Source organism: Brevibacterium siliguriense (genome assembly GCF_900105315.1).
Taxonomy (GTDB): domain Bacteria; phylum Actinomycetota; class Actinomycetes; order Actinomycetales; family Brevibacteriaceae; genus Brevibacterium; species Brevibacterium siliguriense.
This window is the reverse complement of the sequence record NZ_LT629766.1, coordinates 1856995-1872793: the sequence shown is the minus strand read 5'-3', so window position 1 is coordinate 1872793 and position 15799 is coordinate 1856995. Positions and strand designations below refer to the sequence as shown.

Below are 15799 nucleotides of genomic sequence, written 5' to 3'. Positions count from 1 at the left end.
CGCCTGCCGCGTGCCCGGCTATTTCGCGCGGGAGTGATCGATCAGCGCGATCGAGATGAGTTCGCCGATGAGTTCGGAGTACTCGAGTCCTGACTGTGCCCACATGAACGGGTACGCCGAGGTGGGAGTGAATCCGGGCAGCGTGTTGAGTTCGTTGATGACGACGTCCCCGGTGTCCGTGACGAAGGTGTCGACACGGGCCAGCCCGGTGCAGTCGAAGAGACGGAACACCGAGGCGGCGACCTCCTGAACTCGAGCTGTCACCGTCTCGTCGAGATCGGCCGGACAGGTGACCTCTGCGGCGGAGAGATCGAGGTACTTGGCGTTGAAATCGTAGAACGAGTGGTCTCCGCTCACCCGGATCTCGCCCGGTGAGGACACTCGCAGATCTGTGTCATAGACGGAACCGAGCACAGCGCATTCGACTTCACGTCCGTTGACCTCGGGTTCGACGATGACTTTCGAGTCGTGTTCGAACGCTCCCTGCAGGGCGGCTTCGAGGTCCGCTGCCTCGGCGACGCGGCTGACCCCCATGGACGATCCGGCACGAGCGGGTTTGACGAACACGGGCAGACCGAGTTCGGCCACACGGTTCTCCGCCTCAGCACGGTCCGCAACCCACATATTCTCGGTCACGAGCTCCCACGGGCAGGTGGGGATTCCGGCCTGCGCCATGAGTGACTTCGTATAGTGCTTGTCCATGCTCGCAGCTGAGGAGAACACTCCGGAGCCGACGAAGGCGGTGTTGCTGAGCTCGAACAGCCCCTGCAGAGTTCCGTCCTCACCGAAGCGTCCGTGCATGAGCGGGAAGAACACGTCAACCGAACCCAGTTCGGTGAAGTTGCCCTCGGCATCGCGGTGCAGCAGAGGTGCCCCGTCGGCGGAGACCGGTGGGATCACCTCGGTGCCGTTGTCGGTGACTTCGGGCATGGCCTGCGGGTCGAACCGCATGCTCGCCCAGTCATCGACGACCCGCCACACGCCGGTCTTCGTGATGCCGATCGGCAGGACGTCGAAGGCTTCGGTGTCGATGGCACCGATCACTCCGGCCGCCGTGACGCAGCTGACGGAGTGCTCGCTCGAACGGCCTCCGAAGAGGACTGCGACAAGGGGCCGGTGATCGTTGTCTGCCATGGGTTTCCTTGCTGAAGTGGTACTCCCGCGAACTGGGACCGGACACGGGGTGCGCACACCGATTCACGTGTGCGCGGACTGAAAGACTCTAGCTCACTTGGCCTCGAACGTGCATTCCAGCCACGCCCGGCCGATGCCCTTGAAGAACATGTTGAAGCCGGCGAAGGCAGGAGATGCGGATTCGTCGATGCCCAGCGGTTCGGCCAGGGCGGTGACGATGAAGAAGTAGCGGTGCGGTCCGTGGCCCTCCGGCGGGGCAGCACCGACGAAGCGGGGTTCGCCGGCATCGTTGCGCAGAGTCACGGCTCCTCCGGGCAGGAGGTCGGCGGACGGGTCACCCGCATTGGTCTCGAGGCTCGTCACCGAGGCGTCGAGGTCGGTGACGACCCAGTGCCAGAAGCCCGAACCCGTCGGTGCGTCGGGGTCATAGCAGGTGACGGCGAAGGCCTTGGTCTCTTCGGGGAAGCCGGACCAGGACAGCTGCGGTGAGACGTCCTCACCGCCGGGCACGCCCATGGCACCGGAGAGCTGGGGGCCGGTGAGCACCCCACCGTCTTCGATGTCGGTGCTGGTCAGCGTGAAGGTCGGAAGTTCGGGAAGGTTGAAGAACGGTGAGTTGGCGCTCATGTGTGCTCCTAATTTTCCAGCGGGTGGCCTGAGTCGTGGTCCGACTCAGGCCGGTGGGCCTTCGTGCTTACGTTTCCGAGACAACAGCAATCCGGCGAGTTCGTCAACCTGCAGTTTTCCGGCCAACACCGCGCAGACCGCCTCGGTGATGGGCAGGTCGACGCCGTTGCGTCGGCCGAGCGCCAGGACGGCGGGAGCGGACTTCACGCCTTCGGCTGTCTGCGAGGTATGGGCGATGACATCCTCGAGGCTCATCCCCTCACCGAGGTGGCGCCCGAAAGTGCGGTTGCGCGACAGGGGTGAGGCGCAGGTGGCCACGAGGTCGCCGAGTCCGGCGAGCCCGGACAGAGTGTGTGCTTCGGCGCCCATAGCCGCGGCCAGGCGGGACGTTTCGGCGAGCCCGCGGGTGATGATCGAAGCCTTTGAGTTGTCGCCGAGCTTCTGCCCATCGGCAATGCCCACGGACAGGGCGATGATGTTCTTGATCGCACCGCCGATCTCGACCCCGACGACGTCGGTGTTCGTGTACGGGCGGAAGTATGCGTTCGCACTGATCTCCGCGACCGCCTCGGCGGTGGTGATGTCGGAGGACGCAACGACGGTGGCGGTCGGCTGCCGGTCGGCGATCTCACGGGCGAGGTTCGGGCCGGAGACGACGGCGATCTGCGATTCGGCGACCTCGGCGACCTCGGCGATGACCTCGGACATGCGTTTGCCGGTGTCGACCTCGATGCCCTTCATCAGGCTCACGAGCTTCACGCCGCGCTTAAGGTGCGGCTTCCACCGGGTGAGGTTCTCGCGCAGGGTCTGGGCGGGGACGGCGAGGACGATGACGTCGGCATCGGTGACGGCGGCGATGTCGTCATCGGTGGCGCTTAAGCCCTCGGGCAGGACTCGTTCGCCCAGGTAGCGCTCATTGGTGTGCGTGGAGTTGATCTCCTCGGCGACCTCAGGACGGCGGGCCCACAGAGTGACGGGGAATCCGGCGTCGGCGATGACCGCGGCGTAGGTGGTTCCCCACGATCCGGCTCCGAGGACTGTGATCTTAACGACGCTCATTCGCCTGTCTCCTTGCTCTTGAAACGCTGCGGCAGTTCGCGTTCGGACAGTTCGGCCACCATCGCCGCCACGGTGTTCTTCACACGCTGCGAGAGGTACCCCATCGTCTTCTTCTCATCCCGGTGATCCCACAGATCCGAGTAGTCGATGGCGGGTCCGAAAGCCACGACGGTGTCGTGGCTGAAGGGGCGGAAGCGGAATTTCTTCTGCCCGCGCGGATAGATCGTGTTCAGTCCCCAGTGGGCGACTGGGATGATCGGGGCTCCGGTCTCCAGCGCCAGCCGGGCCGTGCCGGTCTTGAAGTGCTGGGGCCACATCTCCGGGTCTTTCGTCAGCGTACCCTCGGGGTAGATGACGACGGTCTGGCCGTGCGCCAGGGCGTCCTTCGCATATTCGAGGGAGTCGCCGGCCTGCGCGGAGGAGCGCAGCACAGGGATCTGCCCGATGACCTTGAGGATCTTGCCGAGCGCACCGGTGAACAGCGTCGACTTCGCGAGGAAGTGCGGCATCCGACCATTGCGCTTGAGGGCCAGTCCCACGAGGATCGGGTCGAGATGGTTGGCATGGTAGGCGGCTGCGATGATGCCTTCGCCCGCCGGCGGCAGGTGTTCGGCTCCCCGAATGCTCATCTTCGTGGCCGTGCGCATGAGTCCGAATGCCGCCGTGGCCGCGACGGTGCCGGCTCGGTTCTGGGAACGCACCGAGGCGGGGTCGAAGGAGACGAGATCGTGTTGGCTTTCGTCCGGTTCGGTCGCCTGGCTCATGCAGAGACCTCGGCACCGAGTCCGATGAGCTTGTCGAGGAAGTTCTCGTAGCCGCGGTTGATGAGTTCGATGCCGTGGACTTCGCTCGCGCCCTGGGCGACAAGGGCGGCGATGAGGTGGCTGAAGCCGCCGCGCAGATCTGGAACTTCGATGCGGGTGCCCTTGAGGTCGGTGGGTCCGGAGATCACGGCCGAGTGCTGGTAGTTCCGCCGGCCGAAGCGGCAGGGAGTGCCGCCGAGGCATTCGCGGTAGAGCTGGATCTGCGCACCCATGTCGCGCAGGGCGTCGGTGAAGCCGAAACGGTTCTCGTACACGGTCTCGTGGATGATCGACAGCCCTTCGGCCTGAGTCATCGCGACGACCAGCGGCTGCTGCCAGTCGGTCATGAAGCCGGGGTGGACGTCGGTCTCGAGGGCGAAGGACCGGAGTTTGCCGCCGGGGTGGCGGAAGCGGATACCGGTCTCCTGCACATCGAATTCGCCGCCGATCTTGCGGAAGACGTTGAGGAAGGTGATGAGTTCGGGCTGGCTGGCGCCTTCGACGAAGATGTCTCCGCCGGTGGCCAGTGCCGCCGAGGCCCACGAGGCGGTCTCGTTGCGGTCGGGCAGGGCGCGGTGGATGAATCCGCGGAGGCTGTCGACGCCTTCGATGCGCACTACGCGGTCGGTGTCGACGGTGATGATCGCGCCCATCTTCTGCAGCAGCGCGATGAGATCCATGATCTCCGGTTCGATGGCCGCTCCCCGCAGCTCGGTCACACCCTCGGCGCGCACTGCGGTCAGCAGCACCTGTTCGGTGGCTCCGACGGAGGGGTAGGGCAGTTCGACCTTGGTTCCCTGCAGGCGACTGTGTGCCTTGAGCATGATGCCGCCGGGAGTCTTGTCGACCTCGGCTCCGAACTTGCGGAGCACATCGAGGTGGAAGTTGATGGGGCGGTCGCCGATATGACAGCCGCCGAGGTCGGGGATGAATGCCTGACCGAGGCTGTGCAGCAGCGGGCCGCAGAAGAGGATCGGGATGCGGGAAGAACCGGCATGGGCGTCGATGTCGACGATGGATCCCTGAGCCACATCGGCCGGGTCGAGGTGGAGCTCGCCGTCGGGCTGGTCTCCGTCGGGGCCGGATGCGACGCGGACTCCGTGGAGTTCGAGGAGTCCGGTGACGATTTCGACGTCGCGGATCTGGGGCACGCCGCGCAGCACGGACGGGGTCTCACCGAGCAGAGACGCCACCATCGCCTTGGGCACCAGGTTCTTGGCGCCGCGGACTCGGACGGTGCCGTCCAGCGGATTTCCCCCACGTACTTCGAGCATGTTCCTCCCTGATTCCGATGATCGGATCCGGGCGGGAATCCACCCGGAGACGGTGCCTGTCGATTGCTGAGGGCACCGTCCTAGACTAACCCAGGCGACGGTATCCCACCGATTCGTCGAGGTGGCCCCGAGGTCGCGTACGAGCGTTTCGGTCGGCCGCCTCGGTGGGGGTCCGATGGTGGCGGGGGCCGCCTCGGTGAAGGTCAGACCTTGGCAGGCAGGGTCGTGGGTTTGAAGGCGAAGCGGGAGGATTCGTAGGCGACGATCTCGTCTTCCTTGGCCAGGGTGAGACTGATGTCGTCGTGACCTTCGAGCAGGCGCCAGCGCGTGTAGTCGTCGATCTGGAACGACACGGTGACGGTGTCGCACGTCACGGTCTTCTCGCCCAGGTCCACGGTGATCGAGGTTCCGGGATGGTTCTCGAGGATCTTCCAGATCAGCTCGATATCGGCCTGTTCCAGCTGGGCGGCCAGCAGGCCCTCCTTGCCGGAGTTGCCGCGGAAGATGTCGCCGAAACGCGACGACAGGACGACGCGGAAGCCATAGTCCTTGAGTGCCCAGACGGCGTGCTCACGGGAGGATCCGGTGCCGAAGTCCGGACCGGCGACGAGGACGGAGCCCGACGCGAAGTCGGGGTCGTTGAGGACGAAGTCGTCGTTGGTCCGCCAGCGGTAGAACAGAGCATCTTCGAAGCCGGTGCGGGTGACGCGCTTGAGGAACTTCGCGGGGATGATCTGGTCGGTGTCTATATTGGATCGGCGCAGAGGAACGCCGATGCCGGTGTGGGTGGTGAAAGCTTCCATGGCTCGTCCTCCTTCTTCAGTCGTTCGCCGAGACGGGTGTCAGGTTCAGGGACAGGCGGTCATCGGCCCATTCCACGGGTTCGGCATCCCGCGGCAGGTCGGCGACGTCACCCGGTGAGGACAGGGTGCCGCGCACCGCAGTCGCAGCGGCCACGAGCGGAGACACGAGGTGGGTGCGTCCTCCCTTGCCCTGGCGGCCTTCGAAGTTTCGGTTCGAGGTCGACGCGCAACGTTCGCCCTCGGCCAGCTGGTCCGGGTTCATGCCCAAGCACATCGAGCAGCCGGCGAAGCGCCATTCGCCGCCGAAGTCCTTGAAGATGACGTCGAGGCCCTCTTCTTCGGCTTGGAGGCGGACCTTCGCGGAGCCGGGGACGACCATGAAGCGGACGTTGTCGGCCTTCTTACGTCCGCGGACGATGTCGGCCGCGGCACGGAGGTCTTCGATCCGGGAGTTCGTGCAGGAGCCGAGGAATACGGTGTCGACTTCGATCTCACGCAGCGGCGTGCCCGGGGTCAGGCCCATATAGGCCAGCGCGTTGGCCGCTGCGGCTTTGTCGTTCTCGTCGGTGAAGTCGTCGGGGCTGGGAACGCTTGCCGACAGCGGCAGGCCCTGGCCGGGGTTCGTGCCCCAGGTGACGAAGGGTTCGATGTCTTCGGCTTTGAGCACGACCTCGGCGTCGAATTCCGCGCCGTCGTCGGTGTAGAGGGTCTTCCAGTAGTCGACGGCGGCGTCCCAGTCAGCGCCTTCGGGTGCGTGCGGGCGGCCCTTGACGTACTCGAAGGTCGTCTCATCGGGGGCGACCATTCCGGCGCGGGCACCGGCTTCGATCGACATATTGCAGATCGTCATCCGGGCTTCCATCGACAGCTGGCGGATGGCCGAACCGCGGTATTCGAGGACGTAGCCCTGTCCCCCGCCGGTGCCGATCTTCGCAATGATGGCGAGGATGATGTCCTTCGCGCTCGAGCCTTCGGGCAGGTCGCCGTCGACGGTGATCGACATCGTCTTGAAGGGCTTGAGGCTCAGTGTCTGCGTGGCGAGCACGTGTTCGACCTCGGAGGTGCCGATGCCGAAGGCGAGCGCCCCGAAAGCACCGTGGGTGGAGGTGTGCGAGTCGCCGCAGACGACGGTGGTGCCCGGCTGAGTCAGGCCCAGCTGCGGTCCCACAACGTGGACGATGCCCTGGTCGGCGTCGCCGAGGCTGTGCAGGCGGATCCCGAACTCTTCGGCGTTCTTGCGCAGGGTGTTGATCTGCGTGGCCGAGGTGGGTTCGGCGATCGGCTTGTCGATGTCCCAGGTCGGGGTGTTGTGGTCCTCGGTGGCGATGGTGAGGTCGGGGCGGCGCACGGGGCGTCCGGCGAGTCGGAGTCCGTCGAAGGCCTGCGGGCTGGTCACCTCGTGGACGAGGTGCAGGTCGATGTAGATAAGGTCCGGCGCACCGTCAACACCTCGTGAGACGACGTGATCGGCCCAGACCTTCTCGGCCAATGTGCGTGGCATGATTCCTCCCGCCGGCGCAGGGATCTCTGCACCCGATGTAGACCTGACGGGCCGAGGTACGGCACGTCGATGAACTGCTGTGTGCGCACTGGAGTGAGTGCGTATTCGAAATCTACTCGCCCGTATCGCAATGCGAACTTGCATCTCGCCCACTGAGACGCGCACAATAGTGCCTATGACAAGCAATGGTAGCGGCGTCGGAGTCATCGACAAGGCCGCAATGGTTCTCTCCGCACTTGAGGCCGGACCCGCCTCTCTCGCCGAATTGGTGACGCTGACCGGACTGGCACGCCCCACTGCCCACCGCCTGGCTGTTGCCCTCGAATTCCACCGCATCGTCGGCCGCGATCTGCAGGGACGATTCGTCCTCGGGCCGCGCCTGGCCGAGCTGTCGTCGGCTGCCGGCGAGGATCGTCTGCTGGCCGCAGCCGGGCCTGTTCTGGGTCAGCTGCGCGATCAGACCGGCGAGTCCGCTCAGCTCTTCCGCCGCCAGGGCGATCTGCGTCTGTGCGTGGCCGCAGCCGAGCGTCCGGTGGGCCTGCGCGACTCCGTGCCGATCGGCGCGACCCTGTCGATGCGCGCCGGTTCCGCCGCTCAGGTGCTTCTTGCCTGGGAGGAGCCGGACCGTCTGCACACGGGTCTGCGCGGCGCCCGGTTCTCCGCGACCATGCTCTCCGGTGTCCGTCGCCGAGGATGGGCACAGTCGATCGCCGAACGCGAACGGGGCGTCGCCTCGGTGTCGGCTCCCGTGCGAGGACCGAGCAATCGTGTGGTCGCCGCCGTCTCGATCTCCGGACCGGTGGACCGTTTGACTCGCCAGCCCGGTCGCCTGCACGCGAAGTCCGTCATCGACGCCGCGCGGGCGCTGACCGAAGCACTCGTGCGCGGCTGAATGCAGCAGAACACTTCGCGGGCCCGGGAGATCTCTGCCGGGCCCGCTGTCTGTACTATGGCCCCATGATCGCCGCCCAGAGACGCAATATCATCGTCGACACGATCGAGAGAGACGGCGCCGTCTCCATCACCACCCTGTCGGAGAAGCTCGACACTTCGGCCGTGACGATCCGCCGTGACCTCGATCAGCTCGCCGAGGAGGGCAGGCTCGTCCGCACCCACGGCGGTGCCGTGCTTGCCTCGAGCGCGCGGGAGTCGAGCTATGCGGAGAAGCTCGAGCAGGCGCTGGCCGAGAAGACGGCGATCGCTCGCGCCGCGGCGACGCTGGTGCGCAACGGCGATGTCGTCGCGCTCGGTCCCGGGACGACGACCGAGCTGTTGGCCAAGGAGCTCGTGACGCGTTCGGGTCTGCGCGTGGTGACGAATTCACTGCTCGTCGCCGAGGCCATGGTCTCCTCCCCCGACAATGAGGTCATCGTCGTCGGCGGTCTGCTGCGCCACTCCATTCGCGCCTTCGTCGGCGGCGGCACGGTGTCTCAGCTGCTCGGACTGCGCGCCGATACCGTCTTCCTCTCCGGCAACGGCCTGGCCGCGGACTTCGGTCTGTCGACGCCGGCTTTCCCCGTCGCCGATACGGACCGGGCGATGGCCGCCGGGGCGGGTCGCGTGACTGCTCTCGTCGATCACACGAAGGTCGGGCTCCGTTCATCGGTGCTCACCGTTCCGACCGAGCAGATCCATCAGCTCATCACCGATTCGAAGAGCACGGAATCCGAGCTCACGGCCCTGCGCGAGGCAGGCGTCGAGGTCCAGGTCGTCTGACCTTCCGACCAAACGATCAAAACTGTTCAGGTTCGATCACTAGCGATCAAGCTCACAATCCTCTAAAGTGTCCATTCGGGTGTCACACACCACACGCAGCCATGCAGTGACGCATTTTGACGACATGCACTGACGCATATGGAGGAACCTTGGAAGCAATCCGCTTGGACGCACAGTGGATCGACTATCTGCTGATAGCGATCTACTTCATCTTCGTCCTCGGCATCGGGTGGTTCGCCAAACGCGGGATCTCCTCGAGCATCGAGTTCCTCCTCTCCGGACGGAGCCTTCCGGCGTGGGTCACGGCTCTCGCGTTCGTCTCGGCCAACCTCGGCGCCGTGGAGATCATGGGCATGTCCGCCACGGGCGCCCAGTACGGCATGCCGACGATGCACTATTTCTGGATCGGCGCGGTCCCGGCGATGCTGTTCCTCGGTGTCGTGATGATGCCCTTCTACTACGGTTCGAAGGTCCGATCGGTGCCCGAGTTCATGCGCAAGCGCTTCGGCACCGGTGCTCACCTGGTCAACGCGCTGTCGTTCGCGATCGCGCAGATCCTCATCGCCGGCGTCAACCTGTTCCTGCTCGGTACGATCGTCAATCGTCTGCTCGGATGGCCGCTGTGGATCGCCCTCGTCGTCGCCGCAGTGATCGTGCTCTCCTACATCACGCTCGGCGGGCTCACCGCGGCGATCTACAACGAGGTGCTCCAATTCTTCGTCATCGTCGCAGCGCTCCTGCCGCTGACGATCATCGGGCTCAATCGCGTCGGCGGCTGGGAAGGCCTCAAGGAGCGAGTGACCAACGACGGCATGCTCGGCGCCGAGCAGCTGAGCAGCTGGCCGGGCGAACAGCTCTCCGGCTTCTCCAATCCAGTGCTCTCGGTCGTCGGCATCGTCTTCGGTCTCGGCTTCGTGCTCTCCTTCGGCTACTGGACGACGAACTTCGTCGAGGTCCAGCGGGCCATGGCGTCGAAGTCGATCAATGCGGCGCGGCTGACGCCCATCCTCGGCTCCTTCCCGAAGATGCTCATCCCCTTCATCGTCATCATCCCCGGCATGATCTCCGCAGTCCTCGTGACGCAGATGACGCAGTTCAAGCAGATCGCGTCCACCGTCGACGAGGCGACCGCCCAGGCACAGACGGGCGTGACTTACAACGATGCGCTCCTGCTGCTCATGCGCGAGGTCCTGCCGAACGGTCTGCTGGGCATCGCGATCGCGGGTCTGCTCGCCGCGTTCATGGCGGGAATGGCCGCGAACATCTCCGCGTTCAACACAGTCTTCAGCTATGACCTGTGGCAGCAGTACGTGGTCAAGGACCGGGAGGACGGCTACTATCTCAAGGTCGGCCGCTACGCCACGATCGGCGCCTGCATCGTCGCGATCTTCACTGCTCTCATCGCCGGCAACTTCTCCAACCTCATGGACTATCTGCAGACGCTGTTCGGCTTCTTCAACGCACCGCTGTTCGCAACCTTCATCCTCGGTATGTTCTGGAAGCGGATGTCCGCGACCGCCGGTTGGGTCGGCCTGGTCGGCGGAACGCTCTCCGCCGTGGCCGTGTTCGTCCTCGCAGAGACCGGAGTCCTCGATCTGCCCGGTCAGGGTGCGGCATTCCTCGCCGCCAGCACCGCGTTCGTCGTCGACATCATCCTCTCCGTCATCGTCACCTTCAGGACTGCGCCGAAGCCGACGCATGAGCTGCGCGGGCTCGTCTATTCGGAGACTCCGAAGACCGACTTCGAGGATCTGGGCGAACCGAAGCCCCCGGTCTGGAAGCGTCCGGTGCCCATCGCGGGAGTCGCCTTGGTCCTCGTCATCATCCTCAACGTGACCTTCGGGTGAAGGAGCCAGTGAACACCATGAGCAAAGCAAACGAACTGACGAAGACCGCAGGCGCCTTCGACATCCGCAACTTCATCGGCATCCTGCTGGGGATCTTCGGCATCATCCTCACGATCGCCGGGATCGTCGGCTTCACCCCCGATGAGGCGGAGCGCACCGGCGGAATCGACGCGAATCTGTGGACCGGGATCGGACTCATCATCGCCGCAGCCATCTTCATCGTCTGGGCGAAGCTGCGCCCGATCCGCATCGTCGAGACCCCCGAGGACGGCGCAGACACCGACACCGAGGCGACCCCCGGCACCGACTGATTCCCTGGGTCCGCGCAGGGCAGGGTCAGAAGCTGCCCGTGGCTGGCTGAGTCGGTCTGCTCAGAGCTCGGACATTGCGCTCACAACCTCGGGAACGTCTGCGGTCGACACTGCCGTCGAGCCGTTCTCGAGGACGAGGAGCCGGGCCCCTGGAATCTCCCGGGCGATCGCTTCCCCGTTGCCCACGGGGAAGAACGGGTCGAGGCGGCCGTGTACGACAAGCGTCGGCAATTGCAGCTGCGGCAGGCGTTCCCTCCACCGCGGGCTGCAGTCGAGGCGGGAGAACACCATTCCGAGCTGATCGGCCAGGTGGGTCTCCGTGTCCGAGTCTTGCGTCCTCTCCCAGATCCGCACAGCGACCTCGCGGGCCTCGTCAGGATCGTCGCCGAGGATCTGCGCGCCTTCGGTCATGAAGTCGGCCACTGAATCGACGTCCGTCCAGTCCGGCTGCGGACGGGAGAAGAGCGGTTCCATCGTGGCCTCATCATGATCCGGCAGGTCATTGTCGACGGGGCCAGGAGCGACCGGTCGGGTCCCGATGAACGTGAGTGCTGAGAACGCGTCCGGATGGTCGAGAGCTGCGACCTGAGCAACCATCCCGCTGATGCCGATTCCCGCCAGGTGAGCGGGCCGCTCGTCGAAGGTACGAGCGAGTGCGGCGGCATCGGCGGCGAGGTCTCGCAAGGTGTAGTCCGGTGACTCCAGGTCACCGTGGCTTGAGGCACCGGCATCACGGAGGTCGCAGCGCACCACGCGGCGTCCCTGCCTTGCCAGGAGCTCGCATAGGGCGTCCGGCCAAGACAGCATCGTCGGAGCGCCGAGGCAGAGCACCAGAGGCGCATCCGGCTCACCGAACTCCTCGACGCCGAGGCTCACTCCATTGACCTCGCATATGCCCATATCGCTCTCCCACCTGTCTGAACTCATCGCGTCTCCATCGACCGCTGCCCCAACCAGAGCCGGCTTCGGTTCAAGCATGAACCGCAGGAGTTCGTGGAGTCAACGCCTGCGCATCGGTCTGCGATCTGGTCGAGTCTGCGACTCAGTCGAACCGGGCGGCGCCCCCGCCTGCGCTGACGGCGAAGATATCCGGCTTTCCAAAGCCGTGCTCGGCGAATGCAGTTATCACCGCGTCGCTGACCGCTGAAACTTGGTCCGCATGGATGAGGGCGATTCCCGAGCCGCCGAAGCCGCCGCCGATCATTCGCGCCCCGAGCGCACCCGCGCCCATCGCGGCCGCCACCGCCACATCGAGTTCAACGCACGAGACCTCATAGTCGTACGCCAAGGATTCGTGGGAAGCCACCAGCAGATCGCCGATGGCACGGATGCGGTCGTCGTGGTCGGCGACGGTTGAACGTTCATTGTCCGCGAGCAGCTCCACGGTGGCCCGGACCCGCGCGTTCTCGGAGATGACGTGCCGCACGCGCTTGCGCTGTTCGTCGGTCAGCTCGCCCAGGTCGACGTCATCGGCGAGTTCCCGCAGGCTGTCGACGCCGAAGATCGCGGCGGACTCTTCGCAGGTCTTCCGCCTGGCCCCGTACCCGCTTTCGCTGTGCGAGTGCGAGACCTTCGAGTCGATAACGAGGAGCCTGAGCCCCTCGGCGTCGAGGTCGAAGGGAATCTGACGGGCGCTGAGGTCCCGGCAGTCGAGAAAGAGCGCGTGCCCGGCCTCGGTCATGATCGAAGCGGCCTGATCGACGATTCCCGTCGGCGCACCGACGAAGTCGTTCTCGGCCCGCTGAGTCAGCAGCACCTTCTCCCGGTCGTCGAGACCGAGGACGAACACTTCGTCGAGGGCGATGAGCACCGCAACTTCGAGAGCATGCGATGACGACAGTCCGGCACCGACCGGCACCGTGGACTCGATATAGAGGTCGACTCCGCCGACGGTGGTGCCGGTGGTCTTCGCGATCTCATCGACGACTCCAGCTGCGTGGCTCAGCCAGCCGGGCAGGGTCCCGGGCACGAGTTCCGCGGCCGTGAACTGGCCGGACAGACGCTGACCAGCTCTATCGCGATGATCGGAGACGATGCGGATGCTCTCCCCTCGCCGAGGCGGCTCCACAGTTGCCGACTCCCCTGTGCTGTGATCGATTCGACCTTCGGCACCGCCCTCGGGTCGCTTGCCGATGGCGACGTACACGGCCCGGTCGATGGCGATGGGCAGGACGAACCCGAGGTTGTAGTCCGTGTGTTCGCCGATGACGTTCACTCGTCCGGGCGCACGGAAGGATCCGAGCGGCCGGTACCCGAACAGGGCTTCGAACTCCTCGGCGAGATGATCGGGGGTCGGGGTCGCCGTCGTCGAAGTCGCGGTGCTCATCGTCGGTCACCTTCCGTCACAGTCGCTGCGGTGTTCGCACTCGCGGTCGCGGCCGCCTCGGCGAGGGGCTCCAAGGTCACCGCCCGCAGCCTGGCTGCGGTCTCCTCGGCGGAGACGTCGCCGACGAAGGCGCCCATGGCGGCCTCCGACCCGGCGAGGAACTTCAGTTTGCTCTCCGCCCTCCTCGGGCTGGTGATCTCGAGGTGGAGCCATTCGGCCCGGCGGTCGGCACTGTTGACCGGCGCCTGATGCCAGGCCGCGATATACGGTGTGGGGCTCGGGTAGAGGCCGTCGATGCGGCGCAGCACCTCCGGGTAGACGCGAGCCAGGTCGTCGCGTTCGGTCTCGTCGAGTTCGTCGACGCTGCCCACCTGGCGGTGCGGGATGATGTGGACTTCGATCGGCCAGCGGGCCGCGAAGGGCACGAAGGCGGAGAAGTGAGCGGTTTCGAGGATCATCCGCTCCCCTGCCTCACGCTCGAAGGCGAGCACATCGCTGAGCAGTGGTCGCCCCGTCCGGCGCAGGTGATCGTGCGCCCGTGCCGAGGTGATCGCGGTGTGCGGGGTGACATATGGGTAAGCATAGATCTGTCCGTGCGGGTGGTTCATCGTCACTCCGATCTCCTCCCCGCGGTTCTCGAACATGAAGACCTGCTCGATTCCCGGCAGAGCAGAGAGTTCGGCGGTCCGGTTGGCCCAGGCGTCGATGACGGTGCGGGCGCGTGCGGTTCCGAGTCCTGCGAAGGAACCGGTGTGCTCGGAGGAGAAGACGACGACTTCGCAGCGGCCGAATCCGGGTCCCGACAGCGCAGACGTCACGGTGTCGGCCGCGGCGGCGGTCGCCTCGGCGAAGGTGGTGTCCACCGCTTGAGAAGAGGGAACGTCACCGAGGCCGGGGCCGAGTGAGGGGAAGCGATTCTCGAAGACGGCGACGTCGAAGTCCGCGGCCGGGATCTCTGTGGGGCGGTCCGGCGACGACGGGCACAGCGGACATTCGGAGGCGGCGGGCAGGTGGGTGCGGGCCTGCCGGTGTGTGGCCACGGCAACCCATTCGCCGGTGAGGACGTCAAAGCGCAGGGCGCCGCTGTCGGGACGCGAATCGTGTGGCCGGGGGTCAGCGGCGATCGTCGGTGCAGGTGAGTCGTGGTCCTGGAAGAACAGGATCTCGCGACCATCGGACAGGTTCGCCCTTTGATGCGACGCTGGCATCAGACCTCCCAAAAGTTATCATTTTCGATCATAATGCTAACATCTGGAGGCTCAGCTCGGCGCGGACAGAGTAGAATATCTGCAACCGTTCTTCTCGCACTCGACTCCCCCTGGAGACCCATGACCGCCACCATCGAACTCGCCTGCGACGAGTCAGCGGCGGTCATCTCCCCCATCGGTGCGAGCCTGGTTCGCTTCAGCGTCGGTGATCGCCCGGTCGTGGTGCCGATGAACGCCTTCGACGGAGCCGTGCTCGCTCCCTGGCCGAACAGGATCGATAGGGGCCGTTTCGACTTCGCCGGTGAGAGTCATCGGCTGCCGATCAACGAGCCCGAGCGTAATACCGCGCTCCACGGCCTCGTCGCCGACGTCGAGTGGTCCGTGGCCGAGCGCACCGAGTCGACGGTCAGCCTCGAATACACGCTGGAGGCGACCCAGGGGTATCCGTTCGAGTTCGGCCTGCGGGTCGATATCGAACTCGCCGAGGCGGAGCTGCGCATGCGCGCACGTGCCCTCAACACGGGGTCGGCTCCGGCTCCGTTCGGTTTCGGTTTTCACCCATGGCTCTCTCCGGGCGCATCTGCCGATGATGCCGGCGTCCCGGAACAGGACTGCCTAGTCGATGACGCGCAGCTCGTCATTCCTGCTGCGCACTGGCACAAGACAGATGAGCGGCTCATACCCACGGCCGTTCGCCCATTCGATGACGGTACCGCGGTCCCGGCCGACCACGTCTCCGATGATTCCGCGTGCATGGTGTGCAAGGACTTCCGGGCGCTGCGACTGGTCGGCGGAACGGTCCTCGATGATGCTTACGGTCAGCCACGGCGCGGGGATGACGGATGGTCACGGGCAAGGCTGAAGGGTGCGGATCTGTGCGAGGTCGTCGTCGGGATGGGGCCTGGTTTCCGCACCTGGCAGGCGTGCACGGGCGACGGGCTCGACGAGGATCTGGCGCGTCGGGCGATCGCGATCGAGCCGATGACGTGTCCTCCGAATGCCTTCGCCGCTGGCGAGGCAGGCGTTGACTTCGACGTCGTCGAACCAGGTGACGCGCTTGTCGTCGAGTGGAGCATCGCTCTGACCGGGGACGACGAGCACGCAAGCTGAGTCAGCACTTCGCTGTTCCTCCCAAAATGACAGTCGCCCTGCCGCGGGTCAGTGCACCCTGATAGGTTGCGACTACAGGC

The 15799-nt window shown here is 65.6% G+C and carries 15 protein-coding genes; 5 read left to right on the top strand and 10 right to left on the bottom strand.

Translation table 11 applies throughout. From position 1 onward, the window contains the following. Positions 1-18 precede the first annotated feature (18 nt). The 7 genes from BLU88_RS08235 to leuC form a co-directional block, all read right to left on the bottom strand. Positions 19-1134 carry a D-alanine--D-alanine ligase family protein gene (locus BLU88_RS08235; protein ID WP_092012297.1) on the bottom strand — a complete coding sequence of 372 codons (1116 nt, stop codon included), beginning with the start codon at positions 1132-1134 and terminating at the stop codon, positions 19-21. Between the two features lie 93 nt (positions 1135-1227). Continuing rightward, positions 1228-1761, bottom strand: a complete 534-nt coding sequence (locus BLU88_RS08230) for a YbhB/YbcL family Raf kinase inhibitor-like protein (RefSeq protein ID WP_092012294.1) — start codon at positions 1759-1761, stop codon at positions 1228-1230. 45 nt (positions 1762-1806) lie between these two features. After that, entirely contained in the window at positions 1807-2820 is a 1014-nt protein-coding gene (locus tag BLU88_RS08225) for an NAD(P)H-dependent glycerol-3-phosphate dehydrogenase (RefSeq protein ID WP_092012291.1), read from the bottom strand. Continuing rightward, on the bottom strand, positions 2817-3584 hold the full coding sequence (locus tag BLU88_RS08220; protein WP_092012288.1) for a lysophospholipid acyltransferase family protein: 768 nt from the start codon (positions 3582-3584) through the stop codon (positions 2817-2819). The genes BLU88_RS08225 and BLU88_RS08220 overlap by 4 nt, the downstream gene beginning before the upstream one ends. Next, positions 3581-4897 carry a UDP-N-acetylglucosamine 1-carboxyvinyltransferase gene (gene murA, locus BLU88_RS08215; protein ID WP_092012285.1) on the bottom strand — a complete coding sequence of 439 codons (1317 nt, stop codon included), beginning with the start codon at positions 4895-4897 and terminating at the stop codon, positions 3581-3583. The genes BLU88_RS08220 and murA overlap by 4 nt, the downstream gene beginning before the upstream one ends. Positions 4898-5100: 203 nt before the next feature. Next, a complete protein-coding gene (leuD, locus tag BLU88_RS08210) occupies positions 5101-5700 on the bottom strand; it encodes a 3-isopropylmalate dehydratase small subunit (protein WP_092012281.1) in 600 nt (199 codons plus the stop codon). Between the two features lie 16 nt (positions 5701-5716). After that, positions 5717-7201, bottom strand: coding sequence for a 3-isopropylmalate dehydratase large subunit (gene leuC / locus BLU88_RS08205; protein WP_092012278.1), 1485 nt, complete (start codon positions 7199-7201; stop codon positions 5717-5719). Positions 7202-7376: 175 nt separating this feature from the next. Between leuC and BLU88_RS08200 the strand changes: the two genes are divergently transcribed. From BLU88_RS08200 to BLU88_RS08185, 4 genes are all read left to right on the top strand, one after another. Beyond that, on the top strand, positions 7377-8093 hold the full coding sequence (locus tag BLU88_RS08200) for an IclR family transcriptional regulator (RefSeq protein WP_025777351.1): 717 nt from the start codon (positions 7377-7379) through the stop codon (positions 8091-8093). Positions 8094-8158: 65 nt separating this feature from the next. Beyond that, positions 8159-8917: a DeoR/GlpR family DNA-binding transcription regulator gene (locus tag BLU88_RS08195; RefSeq protein ID WP_092012275.1), complete on the top strand. Its 759-nt coding sequence runs from the start codon at positions 8159-8161 to the stop codon at positions 8915-8917. Positions 8918-9066: 149 nt separating this feature from the next. Further along, a complete protein-coding gene (locus BLU88_RS08190; RefSeq protein ID WP_092012272.1) occupies positions 9067-10764 on the top strand; it encodes a sodium:solute symporter family protein in 1698 nt (565 codons plus the stop codon). A 17-nt stretch (positions 10765-10781) separates the two neighbouring features. Further along, positions 10782-11075: a hypothetical protein gene (locus BLU88_RS08185; protein ID WP_092012269.1), complete on the top strand. Its 294-nt coding sequence runs from the start codon at positions 10782-10784 to the stop codon at positions 11073-11075. 60 nt (positions 11076-11135) lie between these two features. Here BLU88_RS08185 and BLU88_RS08180 read toward each other — a convergent pair whose 3' ends face one another. From BLU88_RS08180 to galT, 3 genes are all read right to left on the bottom strand, one after another. Further along, positions 11136-12002, bottom strand: coding sequence for an alpha/beta fold hydrolase (locus tag BLU88_RS08180; RefSeq protein WP_231939687.1), 867 nt, complete (start codon positions 12000-12002; stop codon positions 11136-11138). Between the two features lie 115 nt (positions 12003-12117). After that, positions 12118-13401 carry a galactokinase gene (gene galK / locus BLU88_RS08175; RefSeq protein WP_092012263.1) on the bottom strand — a complete coding sequence of 428 codons (1284 nt, stop codon included), beginning with the start codon at positions 13399-13401 and terminating at the stop codon, positions 12118-12120. Continuing rightward, positions 13398-14609 carry a galactose-1-phosphate uridylyltransferase gene (galT, locus tag BLU88_RS08170; protein ID WP_092012260.1) on the bottom strand — a complete coding sequence of 404 codons (1212 nt, stop codon included), beginning with the start codon at positions 14607-14609 and terminating at the stop codon, positions 13398-13400. Before galT ends, galK begins: the two co-directional genes overlap by 4 nt. 120 nt (positions 14610-14729) lie before the next feature. On the opposite strand from galT, the gene BLU88_RS08165 reads away from it, so the two are divergent. Continuing rightward, the gene (locus BLU88_RS08165; protein ID WP_092012257.1) at positions 14730-15719 is read left to right on the top strand and encodes an aldose 1-epimerase family protein; all 990 of its coding nucleotides are present in this window, start codon (positions 14730-14732) and stop codon (positions 15717-15719) included. Positions 15720-15799: the final 80 nt, after the last annotated feature.